This is a genomic window from Corynebacterium sp. HMSC069E04, assembly GCF_001813175.1.
GTDB lineage: Bacteria > Actinomycetota > Actinomycetes > Mycobacteriales > Mycobacteriaceae > Corynebacterium > Corynebacterium aurimucosum.
The window spans coordinates 31,013-56,398 of record NZ_KV811666.1; the positions used below are offsets into that span (position 1 = coordinate 31,013).

The window sequence follows — 25,386 nt, forward strand, 5'->3', positions numbered from 1 at the left end:
ATGTGTGAAAGAAGTGAAAATTGTTACAGGGGTAAAGTAGAGGTTTAAAGGATGGGGGTAGGCTATGGGGGTGTGAAAAGAGTGGTTCCCCGGCCGAAGGCTCGGTCGGGGAACGGTGGGCCACGAGGGCTAGGTCAACGAACGCGACTCGCTGCGATCCCGTGCGGTCAGTGGCCCCGTCTTGTCGCTGCGATTCACCGCAGCCGCCAGTGCGGCGGCCAGAAGCGGCACGATAAGCACGGCGAGGAATTGCCACCAATCCGGGGTGAAGTAGTCCTGCGGGCGCAGACCATAAGGTGGCGTCGAGAAAACGAATCCAGAACTATCGGCAAAGAAGTACGTGCCGAGATGACCGGCAATCACGCCGAAAAACATGCTTACGGTGGCCAGCATCCAGGTCTGCCACGCCGCTACCTTGGCCATCAGTGAAGGGTGGGCGCCGATGGATTGCAGCACGGTGCTTTCCTGGCGCATGCTGCTCGCTGCGTTGGCAATGATGAGCGTCAGCACGATGAGGCAGACGATCCCCATTCCGAGGCCTAGGTAGTAGCGGAAACTTTCGGGAGTAGAGACTGCGAAGCTTAGCGAGTATTGCGACTGCGAAGCGCTCGCTGTCAGGTCTCGCAGCTCTTCGCGCTCTGACTCGCTCGGTGGTTCGTCGAACGCGAGGGCTTGGCCCACGTAGAAGGGCTCCATGTTCAGCTTCTCTGCTGCCTGCTGGCTAATCAAGACCACGTCGCGGGCCGCGGTAGGCAGGGCCTCCACAACCGGCAGATCCGCGTCCTGTGTCCCGCTCGGTTCTGGGCTGTCAATGCCGTTATAGGTTTTTACGGTCACCGTGCCGCGCGTGTTATTGCCGACGTGGCTGCTGTGGGGGAGCACGATGCCGCCGGCCTCCAACGTCTGTGCCGCCGCGCGGCGATCTTCCTCCGAGTCGAATTGCCAGAGCTCAAGCTGGGAAGAATCGGTTTGAACCATCCTGCTTTGATAGATCAACGGGTTATAAGGAAATGACGTCATCAACTCGTGCGCACACTCCTGGCGAGCCTCTTCGGAATCATCGGTGCGCCGCCCCTGATTATCCACGAACACAGCCCTCTCAACCGGCTTGCTGAAATCGACCTGCTCGCACAGGTAATCAAATTCGGTGGTGAGCTCGTAAAAAGTGTCTTCCTCCGGAAGGCTGAAAGACGTCGTCCACGAGGGGAAAGCATAGAAGGGATAGGAGCGGGCGGTGGTGGTCTGCTGGATTGCCTCTATCGCCGCGCGTTCTTCTGGCGTAGAAACCTGCGCTGGTTGGTCAAAGGTCGTCTCCTCAATCAGCGCAGAAGTAGGTGGCATGACGAGTTTTTCTTCGGCAGTGGACTTTGCGCTATCCGTCATGATGCCCACGCCAAACAGGGAGGCGACGAAGGCAACTGAGACGAGAGCGATGGACGTCGGCAAGGCGTGCATGCTGCGCCGGGTCAGGCCGCGTCCAGCCAGACGCAACGCGAGGGGGCCGCGATGAGATAGTAAGGAGCATAGGAAGACCAAAGCGGGGGCAGACGCGGCAACCGCGATGACTCCGAAGAGAGCCAGCACCGTGGGGATATACCCGCCCCATGGGCTGAAGCTGAAGAGCACGAGCAGAAGCAAGAATGCCGGGCCGATGGCCATCCACCGACGGAAGCGCAAGAGGCGGTCGGGGGCGGTGCCTTGAATTGCTGTGGACAGGGCGCCACGTTGCGCCAACCACGCGGGAACGATGGAGACAATGACACAGCCTGCCACCGCCACGAGCCATGCGAGGCCAATAGCTAGGAAGGGCGGGCGTGCAGCAAAGTCCGGATAGCGGGCTGTCCACCACACCCACGAGACCGTTAGGCCAACGATTGCACCGATGGTGGCGCCGATTAGTCCCATCAGCAGGCCATAAGCCATCACTGCGAACATGATGTGGCGCGGCAGCGCACCCTGGCTCGACATGAGCGCGTACAGGCGCGTATTGCGTCCGGTAGCCAGCGTGAAGACGGGCGCGAGAAGGAAAAGGATGAGCAATCCGGCGATGGCGTAGAGGCCGAAGAAGAAGAGCACGAAAAGAATGCTGCTCAGGATTCCGCCAAAGGAATCCGACTCAGAATCGGGTCGGTCCGTATCTCGCAGCTCCGGTGCCCAGATTTCCAGCCCGGCCTCATGGGCGCGGTCGGCATCCTCTTTGGTCAGCGTTGTATCACCCACGATGACCCAGGAGGTGTTTATCTGAAAGGACGGGTCGCTGAGAGCGTCATTGAGGGTGGGGGAGGTGACAAAGTCATAGTTTTCGGGAGCAATAGCCGCGACCGTGACTTGGTGGTCGCCGCTCAGAGCACTGGTGCGCACGGTGATGACGTCTCCAACGGAGGCGTCGAGCTTGTGTGCGGTAGAGCGCGATAGAACTGCCTGGTTGGGGCCAAGATTGAACTTATCGACGGCCTCCTGTGCAGGCTCCGGCGGATTCTCTGCGTCGAATTGATCTACCCAGGAGCTGGCTGACTTCCCATTATGGATTAGTGACGTGCTAGAAAAAGCGGTGACCGGGCTGACGCTGAGGCCTCCAGGAAGCACGTCGGCAGCCAGACCTGGCACGTCTTCATAACTAATCTCCGGGTGTTCGGCGCTGATCTGCAGGGTTCGCTCGGGTGAGCTCAAGGCCGCGGAGAGCCGACCAGAGGAATTATCAAAGAGTGCCATTCCAACCACAAGTGCCACTGGCAGCGCGATGAGCATAACAGCGGCCAGCGTGCGCCACGGGTGGCGCCACAGGTCGCGCCTCGTTGGGCGGGTAGCAGCATTAATGCCGGACATACTAACGCACCTCCTCGCCGGTGAGGCGCCCGTCGCGAACCATGACAACACGGTCAGCCCAGCCGGCGAAACGCGGCTCGTGAGTGACCAGTATGCCTGAGGCGCCGGCGTCGATACGTGCGCGCAAAACCTTCATGATCTCCTCACCCGTTGAGGTATCCAAGGCACCGGTAGGCTCATCCGCCAAAAGCACCTTGCGCGGTCCAATGAGCGCGCGGGCAATCGCCACGCGCTGGGCTTGGCCACCGGAGATTTCTTCCGGGAAGCGGTCGATGGTGCCGTCGAGACCGACCTCACTGAGCGCTTCCTCTGCAGCTTCTCGGCATTGCGCAGGCGAGAGCCCGTCCAGCTCAAGAGGGAGGGACACGTTCTCGCCCACGGTGAGGGAAGACACCAGGTTGAAGTGCTGAAACACGAGCCCCAAGTGGCGGCGGCGGGCGATGGCGGCCTTGGCTTTGGAAAGCTGGGATGCATCGGCACCGTCGAGAAGCACGCGTCCCGACGTCGGTGGCTGCAACAGCCCGGCGACGTTGAGCAGCGTGGACTTGCCGGAACCAGAAGGGCCCATGACCGCGACGAGTTCACCCGGTTTCAGCTGCAGGTTGACGGAATCCAGGGCGGTGACCTGGCGGGCGCCACTACCGAAGACGCAGGTGATGTTCTCGAGTTCGAGCGGGAAAGGCATGTGCTGGGACGTGGGGATAGAGTCGGGGGTCATCGCGGGGCCTCCTCGGTGGCGGTTGGGTTGGCTAGGGATTCCACGCGGTCGAGCCAGCGTGAGAGAGATTCCAGGTCGAAGATTTGGCGCTCAACAGCCAAGCGCTGGGCGCTGCGCTCTGCGGGCAGTTCCGAGGCTTGGCGGTTGAGCTCACGCAGCTGGCGGACGGTGGCAAAGCGCTGGGCGTCGAGCACGGCAATGACGTCGACATCGGAGCGTCGCGCTGCAAGCGACACTTTGAGCACGAGTTCATCGCGCTCGATGGCGTCGTTGTGCAGGGTGGACATCCACCACTGTGAGAGCTCTTCGCGGCCAGTTGGGGTTATGGCATAGCTGGTGGCGCGGCGCCCGGTGGGGCCGGTGAGCTCACCGTCGGTGGCGATAAGGCCATCGCGTTCCAAGCGGCTTAAGGTCTGGGCAACTTGACCCATGTTGAGCGGCCAGAGGTTGTCGAAGGTCTCGGCAAAGCGCGTTTTTATGTGGCTAGCTGTGGCGGGTTCTTCACTCAGCAGAGCAAGCACGGAGTGTTTGACGGACATGGTCACCTCCTGCGCGGAGGAAAGAGGGAGAATACGATCGGTACATACCCGGTAAGTTACCGGGTAACGTTTGGGGTGGTCAAGAGTTTTCGGGAAAGGAATCTTTCAGTACCCCCGTCCGCTTGCCCGGTGTGGAGTAGGTGGTGGAGCGTGCTCGAAGGCAAGGGCGGGGTGGTAGAGATGCAAAAAGCGGCACAGAGCAAAAGTGCTCTATGCCGCCTAAAAGTTGTTGGAAGGTTAGGTTGGGTAGGGCCTAAGAAATGTTGACGCCGCGCTCTGCAAGCCACGGAATCGGGTCCACAGCGCCCTCACCGGTGGGGTGAATTTCAAAGTGCAGGTGGGAGCCGGTGGAGAAGCCCAAAGAGCCCATGCCGGCGATCTTCTGGCCGGCGTGGACGCGCTCGCCCACAGCGACGTCGAGGGTCTGCATGTGTCCGTAGACGCTCATGGAGCCGTCATCGTGCTTGATGCGGATCCACTGGCCGTAGCCGGAAGCCGGGCCGGAATCGATGACGGTGCCGTCCATAACGGAGAGGATTGGGGTGCCTACGGCATTGGCAATGTCGATGCCGGAGTGGAAGGAGCCCCAGCGGGGGCCGAAGCCAGAGGTGAAAGTACCTTCTGCCGGGCGAGCAACGGACGGTGCACGGTTGGCTTCGTCAGCAGCTGCGCGCGCATCGGCGGCCTGAATGGCCTTGTCGAGCTGGGTAGCCAGGTCAGCGACCGGCTTGGTCTCAGCTATGGAGAGGATCTGTGGTGCGGCATCCTCAACGGCGGCCTGTGCGCCCTTGAGTGGATCGGTATCTGCCTGCAAGGTGTAGTCGATGGACTGTGCCTTGGTCTCACCAGTGCCAGCGGATTGAATGGTGCCGGCTGCGGCGCCGCCAACACCTGCGGTGGATACGGCGCCTGCGGCGACGGTCATTACCGCCAAGCGCCCCTTCGCGGTCTGCGAGGTGGTGATCTTGCGGTGGCGACCTGCGCTTCGCTGAGTCTTGCTTCGCATGAACTCTACTTCCGTCCTAATTCACTATCGTCCAGCCAGAACAATCGTTACATCTAAACCTGGTTGGTTATCCGATTGTGACCTTCCTGTTACCAACGAGATGTAACAGTAGCGTCTCGGCGAGAGCGGAGCAACCCGGATTGCGGTTTTCTTCTTGATACGTCGAAAGATTTGCTTGTTTTGATGCGGTAGCTGATTCCTGTGAATGAAGTGATTCTCTGGCGGTGCTTTCGATCTCCGGTAGCGCAGTGCGCGTGTGTAGTTCTCATGAGCGGATGGGGCTAGGGATATAGCTGATAAAGAGTATCCGTTCGGGGGTGTGCGCGACCTTTTAAATTAGACCTCGTCGCGCCACACTCGGTGGGGGAGGTGCCCGTGGCAAAGTGGACGCCGATGAATAAGAACACGAGTCCCCAGTCTAGGTCGTCTGCCCGTCCACGCGCGCACGTGCGTGGACGCGGTGATGGTGCTGAGCGCTCTGAGCGCGGGCACCGGCGGGATCGCCGGGATCCTGCGCAGCGTATTAAAGGAATCGAGTCAGACAAGGCACGTGCCCGCCGCGCACAGGCCCCAACGACACTGCGCGGGCGCATCCGCCGCATGCTCATCGTCGTCGGTGTTCCGCACCTCGTTGTTGTCCTCGGCATCCTGGTGGTCGCCATCGCAGCACTTCTCCTCACCAGCTCCCCGTCGGCGTGGCTGAACACCATCGTCGGGGAGGCTTGGATGGTGTTCAACCTTGCGCCTATCCGCGCTGGTGGAATTGATGTGGGCTTCGTTCCAGCCCTACCTGCACTGCTCTTGGCCTGGTTGGTGGGTCGCCGTGTGCGCGCGGCGGTGAAGGATAGGGTGAGCATCAACGACCTGCTTGTCTTGAGCGCCTGCGTGCTGGTGGTGCCACTCGTCCTGACTTTCATTGCGTGGTTGATGTTGTGGGATGCCGGGAAAGTCTATGATGTTTCTCCTCCGGAGCTCTATCGCGTTCTTCCCCGCATGCTTCTGCTTCATGCGGTTGCCCTAATTGGTGGCATGGGGCCTCGCTTGTGGAAGGCCTTGGCCAAGCGCAGCGGCATTCCGCGCGTGTTCGTCGACGCCGCCGGCATCGGCCTGAGCTACCTCGGATACCTGGTTGCGGCTGGGCTCGTCCTCGTGGTGGTTCTGTGGGGATTCGGTTGGTCGCGCCAGGCCGAGATGCTTGCCAGCTATCCGGTGCTCAATGCGCTGGGAACAATCGGCCTGTTTCTAGTAAGCATTGTGTACCTGCCCAACGCCGCGGTGGCAGCCGGCGCAGTGCTGAGCGGCTCGGAGATGCACATTGGTGAGGGAACCAGTGTGAGCCTCTTTAGCGGCCATGTAGTTCCGCTTCCTCCGCTACCTTTGGCCGCCGCGGTTCCGCCTTCCATTAGCCCTTGGTTCGCGGTGTTGTTGGTGGTCCCAGCAATCGCAGCCGTGGCGGCATTTGCTCGTCGCCGCGCCCTGGTGTCTTTCCAGGTCGTGCTCGTTGCAACCATCACGGTGGCAGTGACCGCCCTCGTGGCAATCTACGGTGTTTCCGGAACGTTGGGAGTGTATGGATACACAGGCCCTGAGGTTTGGACCGCAGTGGGCTTGAGCTCCCTGTGGTGCCTCGTCGTGGGATGTGCTTTTGCCGCCGCACAGGCAGTGACGGCGTGGCGTGCGCGCCGCGCCACTGCTCCGGTTGCTGCGCCGGAAGCTTCGGCTGCAGCCGAGGACGTTGAGGAGGTCACTGAGGACTCCACCAGCGCCGCTCAGGAAGAGCACGAGCAGGAACAGGCAGCGCTTGACGACGACATCGGTGTCGATACCGACACCGATACCGACATAGACACCGACATAGACGCCGACACCGAGGACGAGGCTGATGTCGAGGCGAAGACTGACACGGAGGAAGCCGATCCCGAAGTAGAGGCTGACGCTGAGACGGAGGCTGTGCCTGAGGCTGATGTGAGTGATGCAGAAATCGTGGAAACGGGCGATGTTGACGTCGACACCCAAGCTGAAGTCGAGGACGAAGCAGTAGCGGATGAAGACGGCGATGCGGAGCGCGCTCCAGAAACAGAGGAGAGCGAAGAGCCTGAAGGTTCCGTTAAAGAGTGAAAATTCCCCGGTTCGCAGCGGTAGCGGCTAGGCTGTAGCGCGTGACTACACCGCATCAGCCCGCTGCTACTGCCCGCCTCAACGTCGTGGTTCTGGTTTCTGGAACCGGCTCTTTATTGCAGGCCATCTTGGATGGCCAGGATGAGCACTACAGCGTCGTGAAAGTCATCGCGGACGTGCCTTGCCAAGGCATTGAGCGCGCGCAGGCGGCGGGAATTGCCACCGAGGTCGTAGAGATGGGTGCTGACCGCACCGATTGGAATAAGCGTCTGGTTGCCGCAGTGGATACTGCGCAACCAGACGTTGTTGTTTCCGCAGGTTTTATGAAGATCCTGGGTAAGGATTTTCTGGATCGCTTCGAAGGTCGCACCATCAATACTCACCCTGCGCTCTTGCCTGCCTTCAAAGGCGCGCATGGCGTGCGCGATGCGCTGGCTTATGGCGCCAAAGTCACAGGCTCGACTGTCCATTTCGTTGATGCTGGTGTCGATACCGGCTCCATCATTGCCCAGGAACCCGTCCGGGTCCTGCCAGAGGATGATGAAGCCAGTTTGCACGAGCGCATCAAAGTGGTCGAAAGAGAACTTATCGTCGATGTTCTCCGCGCGATGCGCGTGGAGGGCGAGACGCTCAGCATTCAGCTCTAACTATCTCATTACCGCAAGGAAGGCTTAAGTCCCCGTACCATGAGCGAAGATCCTAAGAACATCAAGCGCGCGCTAATTAGCGTTTATGACAAGACCGGTCTGGAAGACCTTGCCCGGGCACTTGATAACGCTGGCGTGGAGATCGTTTCCACCGGTTCCACCGCGAAGAAGATCGCGGACTTGGGCATTGATGTCACGCCCGTCGAGAAGCTCACCGGCTTCCCAGAGTTCCTCGAAGGCCGCGTAAAGACCCTGCACCCGCGCGTGCATGCAGGAATCCTCGCGGATATCCGCAAGGAGGACCACCTGAAGCAATTGGAGGAGCTGGAGGTAGAGCCCTTCCAGCTCGTCGTAGTCAACCTGTACCCCTTCCGCGAGACTGTGGCTTCCGGCGCGGACTTTGATGGCTGCGTGGAGCAGATCGATATCGGTGGTCCATCCATGGTGCGCGCTGCCGCGAAGAATCATCCGTCCGTCGCAGTCGTCGTGGATCCAGCCCGCTACGGTGATGTGGCTGACGCTGTGGCCAACGGTGGCTTCACCTTGGAAGAGCGTCGCGGCCTCGCCCGCGATGCCTTCCTGCACACCGCTGATTACGACGCCGCGGTGTCCGCATGGTTCGTCGATCAGCTCAGCGACGGTGACGTGACCACTCCGCTGCGCTACGGCGAGAATTCCCACCAGTCCGCGACCGTGACCCGCATCGGTACCACTGGTTTGGCCAATGCGAAGCAGTTCAACGGCAAGGAGATGAGCTACAACAACTACCAGGATGCTGACGCCGCCTGGCGCGCTGCCTGGGATCATGAGCGCCCGTGCGTGGCCATCATCAAGCACGCCAACCCGTGCGGCATCGCGGTGTCTGAGGAGTCCATCGCGGCTGCCCACCGCGCAGCACACGCCTGCGATCCAATGTCTGCCTTCGGCGGAGTCATCGCGGTGAACCGCGAGGTCACCGTCGAGATGGCCGAGCAGGTCAAGGAGATCTTCACTGAGGTCATTGTGGCTCCGTCTTACGAGGAGGGCGCCATCGAAGTTCTCAAAGCCAAGAAGAACCTGCGCGTGCTGCAGGCAGAGCATGAAGCGCCCAAGGAGGAAGTTAAGTACATCTCCGGTGGCATGCTCACCCAAGAGCCGGATACCTACCAGGCAGAGGGCGATAACCCGGCCAATTGGACGCTGGCTGCGGGTGAGGCGTTGAACGAGTCCGACTTGGCGCAGCTCGAATTCGCTTGGCGTTCCGTGCGCGCGGTGAAGTCCAACGCCATCCTGCTGGCCAAGGACAACGCCACCGTGGGTGTCGGTATGGGCCAGGTCAACCGCGTCGATTCCGCCAAGCTCGCGGTGGAGCGTGCTAACACGCTGGCCGACGGCGCCAACCGCGCCGAAGGTTCCTTCGCTGCTTCCGATGCTTTCTTCCCGTTTGCCGATGGCCTGGAGGTTCTCCTTGAAGCCGGCGTGAAGGCCGTGGTGCAGCCAGGTGGTTCTATCCGCGATGAGGAAGTCATCGAGGCCGCTAAGAAGGCAGGGGTGACCATGTACTTCACGGGAACCCGCCACTTCTTCCACTAAATCCTGGATAGCCCGCTGCCGTAGGCAGCGCGCAGCCGTCTCTCTTCGCCGTTGCTGTTTCGCCGCGCGGGGAGGAGGCGGCTTTCGTATATATGGCAGCTTTCCCTAGAGGGCAGTAACTGCCCTAAACGACGAAGTTATGCGCCGCCACTGCAGTCAGAGGCTATAACTTTGGCAACTAGGGCAGCTTCGGCGCTACTGCGCGAGGGGCTGTCGGGGGTGCGCTACTGCGCGTGGAGGGAAGCCACCGCGAAGCCAGTGTTGTCCGCAGGATTGCCGTTGGCGTCCTTATACGTAAAAGTAAAGCGCAGGGCTTGGTGGTCTGCGATGTTGATGGGCATCTCGAGAGCTTCCTCTGCCGGGACCTCGAAGGAAGCCAGCTCAGCACCGTCAGCTCCGTTGACGGTAACGGTGGCGCTGGCAACATCAGTATTCTCCCGGTCATCGCTGAAACCAAAGACCGCGTTGAGTTGGCTATGGCTTTCGGCCAGCTGCACATCAGCGATGTTAGTGCTGCCGGAGCGCGAGACATAGGAATCCGGGAAGAAGGTGCGGGCAATGACCACGCCGTCAGCCTCCAGGTCAGTATCGATACGGCCGCTGGTGGCAAGAGGAGTTCCCGGAAGCGTAGCTGTTGAGGTCGGTTCGGAGGATGCAGCGGTGTGGCTTGAGCCGGACGACTCGCGTCCCCAGATAAACCATGCACCGACGCCGAGAATGACCGCGAGGATGACGAGCAGAGCAATCAGCGCGGCGATGGCACCGCTGAAACGACCTGTGCCCTTCGGCGGTTGTGGAGCGGTGTACGTGGTGGGTTGAGGTGGACTCGGCGGAGTTGGAGCGCTCCCGCCGAAAGGCTGTGAGCTGGGGCTAGCAGATTGCCCACCAAACGGCGGAGTGTTGCCGAACCTGCTCGGAGAACCGCCCGGGCCGGACTGGTGTGGGCCGTTAGCACCGCCGGGGGCGCCGGGGTGGCCAAACCCCGGAGCGGGTGAACCGAAGCCGGAGGAACCGGAATTGCGTGGCGGAGTGCCCGAAGGGCCGGTAGGAAACGTCATGGCTGGGAGAATAACAACCTTTCCGTGCACAGGGGAGATAGAGCTTTGAGATACCTCTAATAATCTAAACCCTCCACCGCTGTCCGCGCGGGCAGAGATGCAAACTCGTGGGAATACTCCCCATCAGAATCAGAAAAGTCGTGGAAACACGGCGTCGTGAATGAAGCACGATGCACGAACCTCACCGCAATCGTGGTAGCTGTGCAAAGATAAGAAAGATAGAAAACGCCTATACGGCATAACCAGAACGTCTAGATCTACGGAGGCTTCGGTGACTGACTCAGATCGCAACCACGGATTCGGCGCACAGTACCCGCAGGGAAATAGCGGCCAGCCGCAGCCTTCCCGTAAAGATACCCACCCGGAAACCGCGGATTTTGAAGCGCCGCCAACGCAACAGCGTCCCCTGCCGCCCCAGAGCTACCCGCAGAACACGGGAAACAATCAGAGTTATGCGCACTCCGGCGAGCGCAATTACTCGAACCCTTTTGCCGCCTCCGGTGCATCAGGCCAGTACGGCCAGCAACAGCAGTTCCAGACGCAGCACTTCGCGTCCCAGCAGGTGCCGCAGGACGGTAGCGGACAGTATGACCAGCAGCCAGCAGGGTACCCCGCTGGCTATTCTCAGGAGAGCAGCGGACGTGGCAGCTCCTCCAACTCCGGCAAGTTTGTGCTTATCGCCGTGCTGATCCTGGCGGTCGTCCTCGTTATGGCCGCGCTGGCCTACATTTTTTTCTTCAAACATGCCGACTCACATTCTCAAGCCGGCTCGCCCCTGACCACCGCGCAACTCACCGAGCAGAATGAGAGTGCACAGGAAGACGCAGAGAGCGCGGGGAGCGAGGAGAACTCTGAAGAAACGACAGAACAGACCACGACGACCGCGCAGTCTCACAAGCGCCCCGAGTACCCGGACTTGCCGGAGGGGGCGATTCCGGCGAACGACGCCGCGCGCAACAACGAACCGGGTGGCAACTTCAACAGTGTCTACCGTGGAACAGTGGTAACGACGGAATCCTTCGCCAACGTTGTGCGCGATGAGTACGTCAAGCACTACGTGGAAACCCACGAGTTTGATGCCACCATTAAGGCCTACAGCCCAGTCACCGAGATCACCTACACCATGGATTGTTCCGACAACGGTGAATTTGTCACCTGTACCGGCGGCAACAACGCGGTTGTGCTCATCCTCTAATGCTCAGGCGGTCAACAATGAAACAGGTAGCAATGCGACGTCACAGCCCCGCACAGCCGCGGCGTAGGATGGCAGTACTAGCAGCGCTGGTGGGGATTGCGGGGGCGTCGCTAAGCGCCTGCACCATTGGTGATGTCTCCACACCTGAGACCAGCACTCCGGCGAGCAGCCCACAGCCCACGCTGCCTGATTCCGGGGCAGAGGTATCTGATGGACCCGCCGCTGATTCAGCCCTCGACAAGGAACCAACCGTGATTAATGCTACCGACCTTCAGGAAGCTGTCGACGCCATCGCTGCAGACAACCCCGGTACCGGGATCGCGGTGGCCGGCTCAGGAACCGTCGCAGCGGCTGGCAACACCGGCCCGCTGCCTGCGTGGTCCACCGTGAAAGTCCCGTTGGCCATCGCCGCCGAACGCGCTGGGGTGGCGGATCCCGATACCGTATCCCGGGCGATCACCTATTCCGATAACGCCGCGGCCGATTCTCTCTGGGAGGCCCTCGGCGGGGGAGAACAAGCCGCACAAGCCACCCAGGCCATCATTGGCACAACTGAGGTCCCCGCTACGCCACCGCGCCCCGGTTTTAGCGCCTTCGGCCAAACACAGTGGTCGGTGTCTGAGCAAGCAGAATTCATCGCCGCGCTGGGGTGCCACGAAGGCGCGGATCCGATCCTTGCAGCCATGGGACAGCCGGATCCCGCGCAGAACTATGGTCTTCGGGCTTTAGAAAGCGCGGTGATGAAAGGCGGCTGGGGGCCGGCCGAGGACGGCTCTTATGAAGCCCGCCAGATGGGATTAATCACGCTAGGCGGGCACACGGTGGCAGTGGCGATCTATGCCGCAGCGCCTTCCGGCGATTATGGCGAAGCACAGCAGATGCTGAGCCGCGTGGTCAAACAGCTGGCCACGGCAGAGGTCGAGTGGCCCGATGCGCGATGCCAGCAGGGCGCTGTTTAAGAAGCACGAGCGATGTAAAGGCGCTAGCGCGGCCAATAGTCCTCGAATTCGCCGGCCTCGCCGTCGATGTCATAGTCCGTGCCGCGAATGTTCAGCACGGAGCCGGTGTCTTTCCCGCTGGTTGGATCAAGAATCGTGGCGCTGAAGGAATCCCCTTCACCACGCGCCGGGCCAAAGGCAGCGCCGCTGGACCAAACACCGCGGTAAAAGAGGGAGTCCTGTTTCTCACAGACCACAATGTGGGAATCGGGATCGGTGCCATGGGCAGCGAAGATCATATCCTCCCCCTGTTGGCAGCGTGCCTCAGGATAATCGGACCAACCGGCGGCAGTGAGTCCCTCGGGGACGTCGGCAGCCCCGGCGCTCACTGAGGTTCCCGGAGCCTGCTCGCTCGGTGCTTCTGCCTCGTCCGTTTCTTCATCTTTCTGCGCAGCAGTCTCCTCCGGGGAGGCAGCCTCCTCCTGAGGGGCTGTCTGCTCCGAGTTTTCGCTGGTGCTGGACGTTTGTTGGCTGGTGGAGCGGGCGTCGTACCAGATAACGAGGCCTGCAATCACCAGCGCAATGAGAATTGCGATCGCGCAGATAATCGGAACGAGGTTGCGCTGCTCCGATTGAGGCTGCCGAGACTGGCCCGACACCGGTGTAGGGGGCTTATGCTCGTGATGGTTAGTGCCAAATCCTGGGGTCGTCATAGGGTCCTTGGAAAACGGTAGAGAACAACACGTAGCATAACCGGCCTGGCAACACCGGACGGAACCGCGCTTAAGTACCCTCCATTTGGGGGCGATGGGACATGGCAACATCATGCTGCCCAGTGCATATGGTCCAATGGGGCAGTGACTAATTCCTACTTCGTGCAATGGCTGACTCAGCAGAAGCGCTACACCAACGTGTACCTGCTGGGTGAAGGCGGCATGGGGCAGGTCTTTCATGCCACGGATCCGGACCTTTCCCGTGAGCTCGCCGTCAAGGTGCTGTTGGATGACGTCCGTGATGAAGCCTCCCGCGCCCGTTTCCACAATGAAATGAAGGCGCTCACGAAGATCGGTAGCCACCCAGGGGTAGTCCAGTTTTATTCCAAGGAGTCCACCCCGCGCGGCGATGACGTTATGGTCATGGCCTTCATCGACGGCAAAACCTTGGGGCATGCTATCCGTGAGCGGGCTCACCAGGGCCGGGGATTTAGCGTGGCGGAGGTTGTGTATTACCTCAAACCAATTGCCTCGGCGTTGGATTATATGCACCATGAGCTGCACCCTGGGTGGGTGCATCGGGACATCAAGCCCGCCAATATTCTATTGCGTAAGAACCCCGGCAGCTTGCCACCGGCTGTGCTGAGTGATTTCGGAATCAGCATTGAGGAAGGCCAGTCTCGGCTGACCAAAATCGGCCACATTGTGGGAACTGAGAAATACTTGGCCCCGGAAAATAACGGTAATGCTTATGGCGATGATGATATGTCGGCGCGCGCGGACGACTATTCCTTGGCCCTTATCGCCTTCGAGATGCTTACGCTGCATCATCTTAAGGACACGATGCCGCGCAGCGAGTGGGAAGGGCAGCGGCGCATCCCGGATCTGTCCAGTGATGCCTTCGCCGAATTCCTGGCAGGGGACACAAGCCGAGTTGTGTCGGAAGTACAGACCGTACTGAATAAGGCACTCAACAGCGTGCCCATGCAGCGCTATGCGCGGGCCCAGGACTTCATTGCCGCGCTTGGCGACGTCTCCCAGTCCCGCCCCGCCCAGCGTGTGGCGGCACCGGCCGCCGATGCTCCGCGTATCGCGCCCACGCCGCAGCCTTCGGCACGGCCAGAGCAACCGCGAAATGCGGGAAGAGCTGGGCAGCCGAGCCAGTTTGGTCGGCATCCTCAACCCTCCCAACGCTGGCCGGAACCTGCCGCTTCCTTCGGATCCGTGGAACGGGCAAGGCCTACTGGCTTCGTTGCCCCTTCGAACCCGATCGCGTCCCCGGGGACTGTGTCACCTTCCACACCGGTTACGCCGGCGATGCCAGGGTCTACCGTCCAACGCCGTTCCACGCCGCAGCAAGCAAACAACAAGCCGCCTGCGAGGGATAATTCAAACGCTCTCATTATCACGGTGACCGTCGTTGTCATCATCCTCATCTTTGTGGTGACGTGGGCTATCGTGGCCTAGCGCTAGCGGGGTGGGGCAGTAACTTAGCGAGCGGAACTAAAGTGAGAGCCGCTACACTGAAAGACACTGTTTGAAGGCGCCTCGCCGGGATGGATGGCGATGTGCGCACGTTTCCCAGCCCTACGGAGGTGTCTATGAGCCCGCAGCAGCCACTCCCACCGCAGAACGCTCCTCAGGGGCCGCGGCTGCGCATTGATGATTTGATCGGTGGCGTGATGGTCATGTCCCCGGGCCAAGAAGTCATTGTCGGCCGCGCCGGTGACTTCCGGGTAGGCGAGGAGGACCTCAGCCTGCACCGCCAGCTTTTTCAGCTGTGGTACGGCGGACAGGGCTGGATGATTTGCAACGTGGGCAGCCATATCCCACTGCGCATCGAGCTGCGCGGTGTCACGGGGTTTTCCCGCATCGATTTGGGCCCGCGTTCAGTAGCGGCTGTACCCCCGGGGCCATCGCGGATTACCTTTGAGACTCCCGAATGCCCCTATGAGCTGTATATCGACGTGGAAAACAGCAACTACTCGCGTCGCACAAAACGCGAGCAGGATGTCGATGAGGAGCGCACGCGCACCCGCCACGTTCCCAATGATGAACAAGAAGAGCTGCTGCGCCTGCTAGCCAGCTACCTCAAAAAGCCGGGCTCCACCGATGCTGATATCCCTTCGGTTCGCGAGATCGCCGAGGAGCTGGGGTGGACGGAAAAGAAGACGAATCACAAGATGGACCGGCTTGTGGACAGCCTCCGAGCAGACGGTGAAAAGGCGTATAAGCCTTATAAGACCTTCCTAGCGCACTATGCCATCCGGCACGGCCGCTAGGGCATCCGCTACGGCCGCTAGCGAGTCGTCTTCTTCCGGTCGGCCGCGGCAGCGGCAGCGGAGGAAATAGAGTCGTTGCGGTTCTTGAGCAGATCTAAGGTGCTCGCTTCGGCGTCCTTAGGCGGGGTGGCGCCGAGGACTGCGAGGGCGGCGTCGGCAAGCATGGCAGACTGCTCCGGCACGCGCTGCGAAGCATCAAATGGCGCGTTGCCATCGTTGGGGCGCATCTCGATGACGGAGAGCGCGATGTGGAAGGGCAGCTCGAGGCGCGGATCATCCTCGCCCACAATCCCCGCTGCGGCAGTGCGGAAGTGCTCTTTCAAGCGGTCACGCTGTTCGTGATACTCGCCGAATTCGGGGGAGTTGGCCACCGGCAGTTGATACAGACGGCCTACATTCCACGCTGAGGTCAATAGCAGGCGCGACTCTGCGGCCACAAGGGACCACAAGCGCTGTGCCGGTGCAGCGTCTGAGGCCGCGAGCTCATCCGCGAGTTCCAGCGAAGGCTCAATGGTGGAATTGAGCAGAGTGAGGAAGATATCCGTCTTCGAAGGAAAATGGTAGTACAGCGAGGCCTGACGGATACCGACGGCATCGGCAATCTGGTGCGTGGAGGTTGTCGCAAAGCCCTGGGTGGTGAAGAGCTCGGATGAAGCATCCAGGATCTCCTCGCGCGCGGTGTTTCCCCGGCGGCGCGGACTGTTCTTCCGTGGCCTGCCAACGCTCCCTGCCATGAGGCGGACTCCCTTCGATAAAATTCATGTAATAACTGACGGCAAGTCAGTAATCCTACACCCCGCCGTGAACGGCGATCGTTAACGCTTAGCTTTCACTACAGCTAACCACACTACCGTGCCTAGCCACGATGGATTCGATAGCAGCAGAGACAGTGCGGCACGCCGAACCGTAGGCGGTGCGGTCCAAAGGCGGCAAATCTGCCAGCATAACGCTGTGCTGATCGACGCCCTCGTACCACCGACCCAACTCGAGGGCGATGCCCGTGCCCCAAGCTAGGCTCAGCCCCTCCGCTTCGGCGGAGGTAAGAAGCTCACGCTCGACGCCAATGGCGAGGCGGTCTGGGGTGGGGCGGGGCGCGGGAGCTGCCCAACGGGCGATGGCAGACACCGGTGCGAGCAAGGAGAGACGAATGGACACGTCGGCAGAGCGGTCGGGGAGACCGTCGACGAGCTTCAGTGGTGCCGGTCGCTGAGACACTGCCTCGGCGTAGAGTTCCTCCTCGCCGCCCGCGCCTAGGGGAAGGCCGGCGTCCGCACGCGTCGATGCTAGGTCTTGCACCGCACCACAGGATAGACCGGCTTCAGTGATAATCTGCTCCAGCTGTTCGTCCGTCCCCAGCCACGTGATGGGGAGCGAGGGGAGAAGGTCGCCGCGGGCAGCGGCGCCGGTGAGCCGCACAGGGCTCGCCAGACCGGGAGAGCGGACAATATCGGTCACCACGCGAGAAAACCAGGCAGCGAGCTCAACTCCATCTCCGCGGTGGGCTGTGGCGTTGCGCAGCAGGTCCTGTGCCTCCTCTAGCAGGCCACGGGCATGGGCAGGGGAGTGGCAATGGGTGGCGAGTTCACTGAGATCGGTGAGGGATTCGTGCAGTGGCATAAGGTCCTTGTTTCCCTTTCCATCAGGGGCGTTCTAGCCCTTCAATCTATCACTCTGCACGCGCGCGCTGAACATGACAGGGTGGATACGGGCGCACAAGGTTGCTGGTTGGAAAATAAAAGCCGCCGCCTACTTTCCCCTTTCAGTAGGGAAGGTAGGCGGCGGCTAAAAGCTCTTTTGTCCTGTCCTAGTGTGTCACGAGTACAGCGGCAAAAGTGCGCTGTTGAAACCAGCTAGTGTTTAGCGGGACGTGAACGGCAGGAGAGCCATTTCGCGTGCGTTCTTGACGGCAGTAGCAACCTGACGCTGCTGCTGCGGGGTCAGACCGGTGACGCGACGGGAGCGGATCTTGCCGCGGTCGGAGATGAACAGACGCAGGGTCTTGATCTCCTTGTAGTCAACCTTCTCAATGCCTTCGGCCTTGAGCGGGTTCTTCTTCGGGCGGCGGGTCTGCTCCATACGGAACTTCTTGTGATTATTACGCTTGACAGCCATTGTATGGGTACCCCTTTACCAGCTGGACTTGCGAACGCCCGGCAGCTCACCACGGTGAGCCATGCCGCGCATACGGACACGGGACAGACCGAACTTGCGGAGGTAACCGCGCGGACGTCCATCAGCGGAGTCGCGGTTACGGACGCGGACGCGGGCGGCGTCGCGCGGCTGACGGTTCAGCTCGAACTGCGCCTCGAGGCGCTCTTCGTCCGGGGTGTTCGGGTTCTTGATGATTGCCTTGAGCTCAGCGCGACGCTCCGCGTAGCGGGCGACGATTTCCTTGCGCTGCTCGTTCTTGGCGATCTTTGACTTCTTAGCCATAAATTATCGCTCCTCGCGGAATTCGACGTGCTTGCGGACGATCGGATCGAACTTCTTCAAGGTGATGCGATCCGGGTTGTTGCGCTTGTTCTTACGGGTCACGTAGGTGTAGCCGGTGCCCGCAGTGGACTTCAGTTTGATGATTGGACGGATGTCATTACGTGCCATCTTTAGATCTTCTCCCCACGTGCGCGAATCTTAGCCACGACGGACTCGATGCCATCGCGGTCGATGATCTTCATGCCCTTGGTGGAAACGGTCAGGGTGATGGTACGGCCCTCAGAGGGCAGGTAGTACCGACGACGCTGCACGTTGGGGTTCCAACGGCGCGAGGTGCGGCGGTGCGAGTGCGAGACCTGCTTGCCGAATTCCGGCTTGCGGCCCGTTACCTGGCAAATAGCCGACATGGGTCTTCTTTCTCCTAGCCGCCCACATCGAAAGCGACTAACGGAGTGCCTATTCCGCGGTGAGGCGCGGCGCTCGAAAAGTGAGGTTGAGCAGGAGGCATATATCCGTTGAACACCAGTTGATGAGGGCGTAAAACGATTACTTTGACAACAGCAAGGGGAAATCTTACATGCCACGGACTGTAGAACCTAATCACCGTTGAATTATCGTCGGGCTTTGGCGCTTATTATTTGTGTCTCGCCCACGGCTCTCCCGTGGTGAAGCTGCAGGCGGGGGCGTTGGAGGCGGGTTTCCGTGCCTAACTCTGCGGGCTGCGTCCTGCGGCGATTTCGATTTTAATGCCGCTGGCCTGTAGGATATTTCGAGTTGTCGGCGCGAGCCGCACAATTTTGTAAGTATAGAGACCCAACTCGGGCACGATCCTTTCACGCTCCCACAAGCCATCGAGCGCCGTCATCGCGGCGATGCGTGATGCTATGAAAAAGGGAAGCGTCGCGGAAGGAACCGACCCGTAGTTCAACCCTGAGGGAATCGACATATGAAGAAAGATATCCACCCGGATTACCACCCGGTGGTCTTTAAGGACGCCGGTACCGGCCACTCCTTCCTGACCAAGTCCACCGCTACCTCCGATCGCACCGTTGAGTGGGAAGACGGCAACGAGTACCCGCTCATCGTCGTTGACGTGACCGCTGAGTCCCACCCGTTCTGGACTGGTGCGCAGCGCGTTATGGATACCGCTGGCCGTGTTGAGAAGTTCAACCAGCGCTTCGGTGCAATGGCTCGCCGCAAGAAGAAGAACGCGTAAGGAGGATAGAAGAAGATGGCAACTCCTAAGTTTAAGAAGTCCCGCGCGAACACCCACTCTCGCCGTTCCCAGTGGAAGGCTGACAATGTCGCCCTCCAGGAAGTCACCATCGACGGCCAGACCGTGCGCATTCCGCGCCGCCTGGTCAAGGCTGCCAAGCTCGGCCTGGTAGACGTCGAGCAGTTCTAAGGTCTGAGGCGCTTTCAGCGTTGAGGTCTTAGGGCCATGACTGTTACCCCGCGAATCCACAAAGAAAAGTGGATTTGCGGGGATTTTTGTTATGCCTGAAAATTTTTGTTTTTGTTGTCGTGTCCACTGTTTATGCAGCTTGGAACAATTGTTTAGCACACGTATAAACTATTGCGGTGCTTAAGGGGTGGCTTTTAGAGGGCGACAGGCTGGGGTCTACTTCGTGAATAGGGCCCCGATAGGACATAATTGAGATTATGAAAATTCTTGTCGTCGATGACGAGCAGGCTGTACGCGAATCGCTCCGCCGCTCTCTGAAGTTTAATGGCTACGAGGTCATATTGGCCGCTGATGGCGTACAGGCTGTCGAGATGGTGCACAGTGAGCACCCAGAGCTTCTCATCCTCGATGTGATGATGCCGAACATGGATGGTCTGGAGGTCTGCCGCACCCTGCGCAGCGAAGGTTGGGACCGCCCCATTCTGGTATTGACGGCTCGCGACGGAGTGTCGGACCGCGTTGCGGGTCTTGACGCGGGCGCTGATGACTATCTTCCCAAGCCCTTCGCGCTGGAGGAGTTGCTAGCTCGCGTGCGTTCCTTGGTCCGCCGTGCCGCTGCGGAGTCGATTGCTAAGAAGCAGCCAGTTGAAACTCAGTTGAGCTTTGAGGACCTCAAGCTCGATGCCGATACGCGTGAGGTGACTCGGGGCGAGCGTCAGATTTCTTTGACCCGCACTGAGTTTGCCCTGCTGCGCCTGCTCATGGAGAACCCCCGCAAGGTACTCTGCCGCAATACCATCTTGGAAGAGGTATGGGGCTATGATTTCCCGACCTCCGGAAACGCTCTTGAGGTCTACATCGGTTACCTCCGAAAGAAGACTGAAGAAAGTGGCGAGCCGCGTCTTATTCACACCGTGCGTGGCGTTGGCTACGTCATGAGGGAGGCTATCGCGTGATTCTGCGGAGGCCCGCGCCCGACGCGGTGCCTTCTGAAGCCCTAGATACCACTGCGTGGTTGGGTCTCTCAGGCCGTCGTGGCTGGGCTTCGCGGGCGCCGCTTCGGTGGCGCCTTTCTCTTGTTACCGGTGTCGTTGTCGCCGTTGCGGTAGCCGTAATGACTTTTTTAACCTACTGGTTGGTTGCAGCGTCGATGACGGCGAGCGTCGATAAGCAGATCATGCAACAAGCGGATGTGCTGATGCGGCAAGCTCAGGACCCAGCCTTTGTAGAGAATATCGATCAAGAAATCGCGACATTTAAGCTCTATAACCCCTCGACTCGGGTCTCTATCTCTCCGCCTGCGGTTGCGTTTTCCTACGGTGATGCATTGCCCGTGGGTGGTGATTTTAAGTCGGATGGGGACAGTGTGGAAAGCTCCATCCGTACCTTGGGCGGTGAGCGGGTACTGGCCAAGTACCAAGAAGGCGGTGCGACGGTAGTCCTAGCTAAGGACTTGGGGTCTACCGAAGACCTCGTCTCCGCAGTAGGCTCGGCTTTGCTTATCATCGTGGCCTTTGGCGTTTTGCTGTCCGTCTTTGCGGGCATGGTGGTGTCCAAGACAGGCATGGAGCCCATTGCTCGGCTGAAACGTGCAGTCGATTATGTGACGCAAACCAATGATCTGCGCCCGATTGCGGTCGAGAGCAACGATGAGATGTCGCAGCTGACGGTGTCCTTCAACCGAATGCTGTCCGCACTCCAACACGCGCGCGTGCAACAATCGCAATTCGTGGCCGATGCCGGCCATGAGCTCAAAACGCCGCTGACGTCCATGCGGACCAACATTGAGCTCCTCATGATGCTGAATAAATCCGGTGGCGGTTTCGGTATCAGTGAGGAAGACCGGCGCGATTTGGAAGAGGACGTGATGGCGCAGATGTCCGAGCTGTCGACTTTGATTGGTGACCTCGTGGATTTGGCGCGTGAGGATGCCACCGAAAAGGAACCCGAGCCGGTGGAGCTGCATGAAGTTTTGGAGCATTCCCTCAACCGAGCTAAGCGCCGCCGCCCAGACGTCGACTTCCGTGTGCGGTTTATCCCCTGGGTCCTAGACGGGGATCCCTTTGCTTTGGGCCGAGCCACGCTCAATCTCATGGACAATGCCGCGAAGTGGTCTCCGGCTACGGGCACCGTCCGCGTATCGATGCAGCAAGTAGCCCAGGATAAGGTGCGCCTGCGCGTGGATGACTCGGGCCCCGGTATTGCCCCAGAGGAACGCGACAAGGTCTTTGAGCGTTTCTACCGTTCCGCGGAAGCCCGAGCGATGCCGGGATCTGGGTTGGGGTTGGCCATCGTGAAATCCGTGATTGAGCGGCACAACGGAGCCATCACCATCAAGGAATCTGCAGATGGAGGAACGCGCATGGAAGTCATCCTGCCAGGACATCCTACCGAGGGCGATGCCATGGTGGACGGCCTGGAAGAGCAGCCGAACGAGTTTCAGTTAGATTCGACCGCTGCACAACAAGCGACGGGACAGGCGCAGGAGACTTCCGGAGAATACTCGGAGAACCACAATGACCGCGGCCGAATCTTTGCCGAGCGGTGGTTCAATCAAGGTTGACGTGCCGTGGATCGCCCCAGTTCAGAGCACACAGGAAACGTCCAGGCTTTCCTAGCACACTGGCAGAGCAGAGACAGATGCGCACCAGCTTGAAAGAGCACACTACCTGATATGAATATGAGGAATTCGAACATGGATAGTCCCATGGATAACCCGCTGAACTCTGATGGACGGGGGCAGGCGCAACAGCGCGGCGAGGCATCTTCGGCGGGAAGCGAATCGAATGGTTGGAATCAACCGCGCACCAACTCGTGGGAGTCTGGCGGGCAGGCCCCTTATGGGGGCCAGCAGGGGCAGGGGAACCGACCTTTGTTTGGTGCTCAGCCCTCCCAGGTTCCCTACGGCGCGCAAGCGCCTTATGGCGGAGCGGGCTACGGCTTCGGCCAACCCAATCAGAGCAGCCAGCAGTTGCAGAATCCGACGCAGCCTTATGCAGGACAACAAGGTGCGGGCGTGCACGGCGTGCAGCCGGGCCGCGATCAGAAGAATAAGCGCAAAGTAGGTCTGGGCACTGCGCTGGCAATGATGCTCGTCGCAGCCGTCGCTGCTGGCGGTGTCACCGGTGCGGTGGTCGGCGCGGCGGGCAAGGACAAGTCTTCCACTTCGACCGTCAACGAAGTATTGGAACGTCAGCCAGTGGCAAATAGCACCGGCCAAGAGCCGGCTGATGGCTCTGTGGAAGAAGTAGCGTCGAAGGTTCTCCCGGCAGTGGTCTCCATTTACTCCATAACCCGCTCGGGTGGTGCTGAGGGCTCCGGATCCATCATTTCCCCGGATGGCTATGTGCTGACCAACCATCACGTGGTTGCCGGTGCAGACCAAGGAGGGCGCCTAGAGGTGACAATGAATGACGGCTCGCGTCATAGCGCTACATTTGTTGCGTCGGATGCGACGACGGATGTTGGCGTCATCAAGATTGATGATGCCAATGACCTGCCCTACCTTCAGTTTGGGGATTCGGACGCTGCTGCAGTGGGGCAAGAAGTAGTCGCAGTTGGTTCCCCGCTGGGGCTCAACGCAACGGTAACGTCGGGAATTGTGTCAGCCAAGAACCGCCCTGTTCGTGCCTCGCAGGAAGGCGGGGAGTCCTCGCTGATCGACGCTATTCAGACCGACGCAGCCGTAAACCCCGGTAACTCCGGTGGCCCCTTGGTGGACATGGAGGGCAACATCATTGGCATGAACTCGATGATTGCCTCGCTGTCGAGGGGCTCGAGTTCCGAAGGCGGTTCCATTGGTTTGGGATTTGCAATTCCTTCGAACTTTGCCAAGCGCATGGCCGATGAGCTCATCAATAACGGCAGGGTCAAGCACCCCACCTTGGGCGTTAAGGTTCGCGCGCAGAGCGAGACCCAAGGCGCAGAAATCGTCGACGTGGAACCTGATAGCCCGGCTGATAAGGCAGGGCTGAAGTCCGGTGACGTGGTCACCCGCGTTAATGAGCGCCTCATTGAAAGCTCTGATGCCCTGATCGCGGCAACCCGTTCCCAAGAGTTTGGTGCAACCGTCACTCTCGAGGTGAAGAGTCGCGACAGCGAAGATGCGAGAAAGGTAGAGGTAACGCTGGCAAGCGAGTAAGTTTACAAATACTTGGGCGGTGCGCCAGCACCGCGTGAACCTCGCACCCTGACACCTTTTCAAGAAACTACTTCCGGAAGATTCCGTCCCACCTTTAAGGAGAACCTCCGTGGCAGACAACACCGACGCAACCGAGCTGTTGGGGCGCGATGCCTCACGCGAACTCGATGATGTTACCGAACCCGATGACGCCTTCCTCATTGCCAGCGAACAAGAGCAAAGCGTTCAAGCGCCGCGCCGCGCGCTCGTTGTGATCGTCACCGATCACCCGGATGAAGCGGCCCAGGACACATCGCGCTTGGCCGGTGAATTGCTGGCTGAAGCCGAGTTCACCGTTGACGGTGCAGTGATCGTCCGCTCGAAGAAGTCCAAGATCCGGCAGGCTATCGAAACCGGCGTGGTCGGGGGAGTAGACCTGGTGCTCACGATTGGCGGCACGGGAGTCGGCCCGCGTGATAAGACCCCGGAGGCAACCCGCGCGGTGTTGGACCAAATGGTTCCGGGCGTGGCGCAAGCGTTGCGCTCTTCCGGCCAGGCTTGTGGCGCGGTGGATGCGTGCACCTCCCGCGGCATTTCGGGCGTGTCTGGGTCAACGGTCATCGTCAACGTCGCTTCTTCCCGCGCGGCGGTGCGCGATGGCATGGCCACTTTGACGCCGTTGGTGCATCACCTCGTTGATCAGCTGCAGAAATCCAGCGTCTAATGGCCGAGCCCACACCGCGTACCCCGCGGGCGCGCCGTCGCGTGAAACGTCCGTCGACCGCCAAGAATTACGACCGCAGCTTCGATGTCCCTCACGGGCCAATGTCTGGGGCCGCTGGCTCTTCTTCCGCCGCAGGGGCCGATGAGCTGCGCACCGTGAGCTTTGATATGGACGCAGGCGGCCCCGGTGGTGACAACGAGGACGAGGTCACGGGGGAGGCCTTCTACCGCGAGAACATGCCGCCGCATTTTGGCACCACACAGTAGTGCGTGAGCAGCGTGTGAAGGCAAAAGAAAATCCCGCAGAACTCCGGCGAAATGCCGGTTCTGCGGGATTTTTAGGCTTGGGGCTTCTGGCTTAGATGTTGGAGCCAGGCTTGTTGGTGGTCGTGCCACCGTTTTCAGCAGCGAGCAGGTCGCGGATCTCGCCGAGTAGCTGCTCGGTGGTCGGAGCCGGCTCCTCCGGGTCAACGCCCTGGCGGCGCTTTGCGTGCTCGGTGACGGCGTTGATCGGAGCAACGATGACGAAGTAGATGACAGCGGCAACGATGAGGAAGTTGATAAGGGCGGTGATGACTGCACCGAAGTCCAGGAAGGTCTCCGGGTTATCGGTAATTGCGAAGCCCAAGCCACCAAAGTCTGGGGAGCCGAGGGAGTTAATTAGCGGCTGGATGATGTGATCGGTGATGGAGGTAACGATCGCGGTGAAGGCGGCACCGATGATGACTGCTACGGCCAACTCGATGACGTTGCCGCGCAGGATGAAATCTTTAAAGCCCTTGAGCATGGTGGTGGTTGTCCTATCTACGGGGGGTAGGTGCTTCTTGTGTCTTAAGCGTCTGCTTTGTGTAGTCCGCACTGTGTGCAGGCGCGCTGTTCAGAGAAGTCGGAGAAAAGCAGGCATAGAGCAATAATGCTCTCTAAGAGAGGCTCTAGATGCGCAGGGACTCCAACGGAAGACGAAGCATGTGGAAATACTGGAATAGCGAAAGCCACTTCTGTGCGCCATCCTGCAGGTGGTGCCGCGGGGGTCGCGCGGCAGTCACGAGACTGCAAGAGCATAAAGCGCCCGAGTGGATGTGCCTATAGTAGG

Annotated in this window: 28 protein-coding genes; 14 read left to right on the top strand and 14 right to left on the bottom strand. The window is 60.2% G+C overall.

Translation table 11 applies throughout. The features are described 5' to 3' along the window. Positions 1 to 129 precede the first annotated feature (129 nt). From HMPREF2896_RS05345 to HMPREF2896_RS05360, 4 genes are all read right to left on the bottom strand, one after another. On the bottom strand, positions 130 to 2,826 hold the full coding sequence (locus tag HMPREF2896_RS05345; RefSeq protein WP_070718298.1) for an FtsX-like permease family protein: 2,697 nt from the start codon (positions 2,824 to 2,826) through the stop codon (positions 130 to 132). Position 2,827: 1 nt separating this feature from the next. Continuing rightward, positions 2,828 to 3,544 (bottom strand): ABC transporter ATP-binding protein, encoded by a 717-nt coding sequence (locus HMPREF2896_RS05350; RefSeq protein WP_070447267.1) that lies wholly within the window; start codon positions 3,542 to 3,544, stop codon positions 2,828 to 2,830. Further along, positions 3,541 to 4,083: a PadR family transcriptional regulator gene (locus tag HMPREF2896_RS05355; RefSeq protein WP_070646097.1), complete on the bottom strand. Its 543-nt coding sequence runs from the start codon at positions 4,081 to 4,083 to the stop codon at positions 3,541 to 3,543. The genes HMPREF2896_RS05350 and HMPREF2896_RS05355 overlap by 4 nt, the downstream gene beginning before the upstream one ends. A 253-nt stretch (positions 4,084 to 4,336) precedes the next feature. Next, positions 4,337 to 5,089: a M23 family metallopeptidase gene (locus HMPREF2896_RS05360; RefSeq protein ID WP_070646100.1), complete on the bottom strand. Its 753-nt coding sequence runs from the start codon at positions 5,087 to 5,089 to the stop codon at positions 4,337 to 4,339. 447 nt (positions 5,090 to 5,536) lie between these two features. Here HMPREF2896_RS05360 and HMPREF2896_RS05365 point away from each other — a divergent pair, with 447 nt between their 5' ends. Genes HMPREF2896_RS05365 through purH form a run of 3 tightly spaced genes read left to right on the top strand, consistent with a single transcriptional unit; the run spans position 5,537 to position 9,426 of the window. Continuing rightward, the gene (locus tag HMPREF2896_RS05365) at positions 5,537 to 7,207 is read left to right on the top strand and encodes a cell division protein PerM (protein WP_246823997.1); all 1,671 of its coding nucleotides are present in this window, start codon (positions 5,537 to 5,539) and stop codon (positions 7,205 to 7,207) included. Between the two features lie 41 nt (positions 7,208 to 7,248). Then, positions 7,249 to 7,854: a phosphoribosylglycinamide formyltransferase gene (purN, locus tag HMPREF2896_RS05370; protein WP_010187645.1), complete on the top strand. Its 606-nt coding sequence runs from the start codon at positions 7,249 to 7,251 to the stop codon at positions 7,852 to 7,854. Positions 7,855 to 7,893: 39 nt separating this feature from the next. Continuing rightward, positions 7,894 to 9,426 carry a bifunctional phosphoribosylaminoimidazolecarboxamide formyltransferase/IMP cyclohydrolase gene (gene purH / locus HMPREF2896_RS05375; RefSeq protein WP_070718304.1) on the top strand — a complete coding sequence of 511 codons (1,533 nt, stop codon included), beginning with the start codon at positions 7,894 to 7,896 and terminating at the stop codon, positions 9,424 to 9,426. A 224-nt stretch (positions 9,427 to 9,650) separates the two neighbouring features. Here purH and HMPREF2896_RS05380 read toward each other — a convergent pair whose 3' ends face one another. Next, entirely contained in the window at positions 9,651 to 10,484 is an 834-nt protein-coding gene (locus HMPREF2896_RS05380) for a flagellar basal body-associated FliL family protein (RefSeq protein WP_070718305.1), read from the bottom strand. A 271-nt stretch (positions 10,485 to 10,755) separates the two neighbouring features. On the opposite strand from HMPREF2896_RS05380, the gene HMPREF2896_RS05385 reads away from it, so the two are divergent. Beyond that, positions 10,756 to 11,679, top strand: coding sequence for a hypothetical protein (locus tag HMPREF2896_RS05385; protein ID WP_070718307.1), 924 nt, complete (start codon positions 10,756 to 10,758; stop codon positions 11,677 to 11,679). Between the two features lie 68 nt (positions 11,680 to 11,747). Further along, positions 11,748 to 12,638, top strand: coding sequence for a serine hydrolase (locus tag HMPREF2896_RS05390; protein WP_070718311.1), 891 nt, complete (start codon positions 11,748 to 11,750; stop codon positions 12,636 to 12,638). Positions 12,639 to 12,661: 23 nt separating this feature from the next. Here the strand turns inward: HMPREF2896_RS05390 and HMPREF2896_RS05395 are convergent, their stop codons facing one another. Then, a complete protein-coding gene (locus tag HMPREF2896_RS05395; protein ID WP_070646108.1) occupies positions 12,662 to 13,330 on the bottom strand; it encodes a hypothetical protein in 669 nt (222 codons plus the stop codon). Between the two features lie 144 nt (positions 13,331 to 13,474). Between HMPREF2896_RS05395 and HMPREF2896_RS05400 the strand changes: the two genes are divergently transcribed. Together HMPREF2896_RS05400 and HMPREF2896_RS05405 are read left to right on the top strand one after the other, a co-directional pair. Beyond that, positions 13,475 to 14,797, top strand: coding sequence for a serine/threonine protein kinase (locus HMPREF2896_RS05400; RefSeq protein WP_070447244.1), 1,323 nt, complete (start codon positions 13,475 to 13,477; stop codon positions 14,795 to 14,797). 134 nt (positions 14,798 to 14,931) lie between these two features. Further along, complete coding sequence (locus tag HMPREF2896_RS05405; RefSeq protein WP_246821857.1) at positions 14,932 to 15,612, top strand: DNA-binding response regulator; 681 nt, start codon at positions 14,932 to 14,934, stop codon at positions 15,610 to 15,612. A gap of 17 nt (positions 15,613 to 15,629) precedes the next feature. Here the strand turns inward: HMPREF2896_RS05405 and HMPREF2896_RS05410 are convergent, their stop codons facing one another. The 7 genes from HMPREF2896_RS05410 to HMPREF2896_RS05440 all read right to left on the bottom strand — a co-directional run bounded on the left by HMPREF2896_RS05410 (position 15,630) and on the right by HMPREF2896_RS05440 (position 18,991). Further along, the gene (locus HMPREF2896_RS05410) at positions 15,630 to 16,346 is read right to left on the bottom strand and encodes a TetR/AcrR family transcriptional regulator (RefSeq protein WP_070718314.1); all 717 of its coding nucleotides are present in this window, start codon (positions 16,344 to 16,346) and stop codon (positions 15,630 to 15,632) included. A gap of 88 nt (positions 16,347 to 16,434) precedes the next feature. After that, the gene (locus tag HMPREF2896_RS05415; protein ID WP_070447238.1) at positions 16,435 to 17,229 is read right to left on the bottom strand and encodes a hypothetical protein; all 795 of its coding nucleotides are present in this window, start codon (positions 17,227 to 17,229) and stop codon (positions 16,435 to 16,437) included. Between the two features lie 240 nt (positions 17,230 to 17,469). Beyond that, a complete protein-coding gene (gene rpsR, locus HMPREF2896_RS05420) occupies positions 17,470 to 17,724 on the bottom strand; it encodes a 30S ribosomal protein S18 (RefSeq protein ID WP_010187626.1) in 255 nt (84 codons plus the stop codon). 15 nt (positions 17,725 to 17,739) lie between these two features. Further along, a complete protein-coding gene (gene rpsN / locus HMPREF2896_RS05425; RefSeq protein ID WP_010187625.1) occupies positions 17,740 to 18,045 on the bottom strand; it encodes a 30S ribosomal protein S14 in 306 nt (101 codons plus the stop codon). A gap of 3 nt (positions 18,046 to 18,048) precedes the next feature. After that, positions 18,049 to 18,213 carry a 50S ribosomal protein L33 gene (gene rpmG, locus HMPREF2896_RS05430; protein WP_010187624.1) on the bottom strand — a complete coding sequence of 55 codons (165 nt, stop codon included), beginning with the start codon at positions 18,211 to 18,213 and terminating at the stop codon, positions 18,049 to 18,051. Positions 18,214 to 18,215: 2 nt separating this feature from the next. Further along, positions 18,216 to 18,452 carry a 50S ribosomal protein L28 gene (rpmB, locus tag HMPREF2896_RS05435; protein ID WP_010187623.1) on the bottom strand — a complete coding sequence of 79 codons (237 nt, stop codon included), beginning with the start codon at positions 18,450 to 18,452 and terminating at the stop codon, positions 18,216 to 18,218. Positions 18,453 to 18,751: 299 nt separating this feature from the next. Further along, positions 18,752 to 18,991 (bottom strand): hypothetical protein, encoded by a 240-nt coding sequence (locus HMPREF2896_RS05440; RefSeq protein ID WP_070718317.1) that lies wholly within the window; start codon positions 18,989 to 18,991, stop codon positions 18,752 to 18,754. Between HMPREF2896_RS05440 and HMPREF2896_RS05445 the strand changes: the two genes are divergently transcribed. The 7 genes from HMPREF2896_RS05445 to HMPREF2896_RS05475 all read left to right on the top strand — a co-directional run bounded on the left by HMPREF2896_RS05445 (position 18,992) and on the right by HMPREF2896_RS05475 (position 24,560). Then, positions 18,992 to 19,261 carry a type B 50S ribosomal protein L31 gene (locus HMPREF2896_RS05445; RefSeq protein WP_005530151.1) on the top strand — a complete coding sequence of 90 codons (270 nt, stop codon included), beginning with the start codon at positions 18,992 to 18,994 and terminating at the stop codon, positions 19,259 to 19,261. It begins immediately after the preceding gene. A gap of 15 nt (positions 19,262 to 19,276) precedes the next feature. After that, positions 19,277 to 19,450, top strand: a complete 174-nt coding sequence (rpmF, locus tag HMPREF2896_RS05450; RefSeq protein WP_010187615.1) for a 50S ribosomal protein L32 — start codon at positions 19,277 to 19,279, stop codon at positions 19,448 to 19,450. A gap of 257 nt (positions 19,451 to 19,707) precedes the next feature. Beyond that, the gene (locus HMPREF2896_RS05455) at positions 19,708 to 20,406 is read left to right on the top strand and encodes a response regulator transcription factor (protein ID WP_070718320.1); all 699 of its coding nucleotides are present in this window, start codon (positions 19,708 to 19,710) and stop codon (positions 20,404 to 20,406) included. Further along, the gene (locus HMPREF2896_RS05460) at positions 20,403 to 22,013 is read left to right on the top strand and encodes a sensor histidine kinase (protein WP_070447234.1); all 1,611 of its coding nucleotides are present in this window, start codon (positions 20,403 to 20,405) and stop codon (positions 22,011 to 22,013) included. The genes HMPREF2896_RS05455 and HMPREF2896_RS05460 overlap by 4 nt, the downstream gene beginning before the upstream one ends. 132 nt (positions 22,014 to 22,145) lie before the next feature. After that, positions 22,146 to 23,591, top strand: coding sequence for a S1C family serine protease (locus HMPREF2896_RS05465; protein WP_070731063.1), 1,446 nt, complete (start codon positions 22,146 to 22,148; stop codon positions 23,589 to 23,591). Positions 23,592 to 23,700: 109 nt separating this feature from the next. Further along, positions 23,701 to 24,294, top strand: coding sequence for a MogA/MoaB family molybdenum cofactor biosynthesis protein (locus tag HMPREF2896_RS05470; RefSeq protein WP_010187605.1), 594 nt, complete (start codon positions 23,701 to 23,703; stop codon positions 24,292 to 24,294). Beyond that, on the top strand, positions 24,294 to 24,560 hold the full coding sequence (locus HMPREF2896_RS05475) for a hypothetical protein (protein ID WP_070447232.1): 267 nt from the start codon (positions 24,294 to 24,296) through the stop codon (positions 24,558 to 24,560). Before HMPREF2896_RS05470 ends, HMPREF2896_RS05475 begins: the two co-directional genes overlap by 1 nt. Positions 24,561 to 24,651: 91 nt before the next feature. On the opposite strand, the gene mscL is transcribed toward HMPREF2896_RS05475, so the two are convergent. After that, positions 24,652 to 25,080, bottom strand: coding sequence for a large conductance mechanosensitive channel protein MscL (mscL, locus tag HMPREF2896_RS05480; RefSeq protein ID WP_070447230.1), 429 nt, complete (start codon positions 25,078 to 25,080; stop codon positions 24,652 to 24,654). Positions 25,081 to 25,386 lie beyond the last annotated feature (306 nt).

Bases quoted from the DNA above. Each gene is read 5' to 3' on its own strand.
- HMPREF2896_RS05380 (WP_070718305.1), bottom strand. From the start codon at position 10,484: ATGACGTTTCCTACCGGCCCTTCGGGCACTCCGCCACGCAATTCCGGT.
- rpmF (WP_010187615.1), top strand. From the start codon at position 19,277: ATGGCAACTCCTAAGTTTAAGAAGTCCCGCGCGAACACCCACTCTCGC.
- HMPREF2896_RS05360 (WP_070646100.1), bottom strand. From the start codon at position 5,089: ATGCGAAGCAAGACTCAGCGAAGCGCAGGTCGCCACCGCAAGATCACC.
- HMPREF2896_RS05455 (WP_070718320.1), top strand. From the start codon at position 19,708: ATGAAAATTCTTGTCGTCGATGACGAGCAGGCTGTACGCGAATCGCTC.
- HMPREF2896_RS05390 (WP_070718311.1), top strand. From the start codon at position 11,748: ATGGCAGTACTAGCAGCGCTGGTGGGGATTGCGGGGGCGTCGCTAAGC.
- HMPREF2896_RS05350 (WP_070447267.1), bottom strand. From the start codon at position 3,544: ATGACCCCCGACTCTATCCCCACGTCCCAGCACATGCCTTTCCCGCTC.
- HMPREF2896_RS05345 (WP_070718298.1), bottom strand. From the start codon at position 2,826: ATGTCCGGCATTAATGCTGCTACCCGCCCAACGAGGCGCGACCTGTGG.
- purH (WP_070718304.1), top strand. From the start codon at position 7,894: ATGAGCGAAGATCCTAAGAACATCAAGCGCGCGCTAATTAGCGTTTAT.
- HMPREF2896_RS05395 (WP_070646108.1), bottom strand. From the start codon at position 13,330: ATGACGACCCCAGGATTTGGCACTAACCATCACGAGCATAAGCCCCCT.
- HMPREF2896_RS05445 (WP_005530151.1), top strand. From the start codon at position 18,992: ATGAAGAAAGATATCCACCCGGATTACCACCCGGTGGTCTTTAAGGAC.
- rpsR (WP_010187626.1), bottom strand. From the start codon at position 17,724: ATGGCTGTCAAGCGTAATAATCACAAGAAGTTCCGTATGGAGCAGACC.
- rpmB (WP_010187623.1), bottom strand. From the start codon at position 18,452: ATGTCGGCTATTTGCCAGGTAACGGGCCGCAAGCCGGAATTCGGCAAG.
- HMPREF2896_RS05355 (WP_070646097.1), bottom strand. From the start codon at position 4,083: ATGTCCGTCAAACACTCCGTGCTTGCTCTGCTGAGTGAAGAACCCGCC.
- rpmG (WP_010187624.1), bottom strand. From the start codon at position 18,213: ATGGCACGTAATGACATCCGTCCAATCATCAAACTGAAGTCCACTGCG.
- rpsN (WP_010187625.1), bottom strand. From the start codon at position 18,045: ATGGCTAAGAAGTCAAAGATCGCCAAGAACGAGCAGCGCAAGGAAATC.
- mscL (WP_070447230.1), bottom strand. From the start codon at position 25,080: ATGCTCAAGGGCTTTAAAGATTTCATCCTGCGCGGCAACGTCATCGAG.
- HMPREF2896_RS05405 (WP_246821857.1), top strand. From the start codon at position 14,932: ATGAGCCCGCAGCAGCCACTCCCACCGCAGAACGCTCCTCAGGGGCCG.
- HMPREF2896_RS05415 (WP_070447238.1), bottom strand. From the start codon at position 17,229: ATGCCACTGCACGAATCCCTCACCGATCTCAGTGAACTCGCCACCCAT.
- HMPREF2896_RS05465 (WP_070731063.1), top strand. From the start codon at position 22,146: ATGGATAGTCCCATGGATAACCCGCTGAACTCTGATGGACGGGGGCAG.
- HMPREF2896_RS05475 (WP_070447232.1), top strand. From the start codon at position 24,294: ATGGCCGAGCCCACACCGCGTACCCCGCGGGCGCGCCGTCGCGTGAAA.
- HMPREF2896_RS05410 (WP_070718314.1), bottom strand. From the start codon at position 16,346: ATGGCAGGGAGCGTTGGCAGGCCACGGAAGAACAGTCCGCGCCGCCGG.
- HMPREF2896_RS05440 (WP_070718317.1), bottom strand. From the start codon at position 18,991: ATGTCGATTCCCTCAGGGTTGAACTACGGGTCGGTTCCTTCCGCGACG.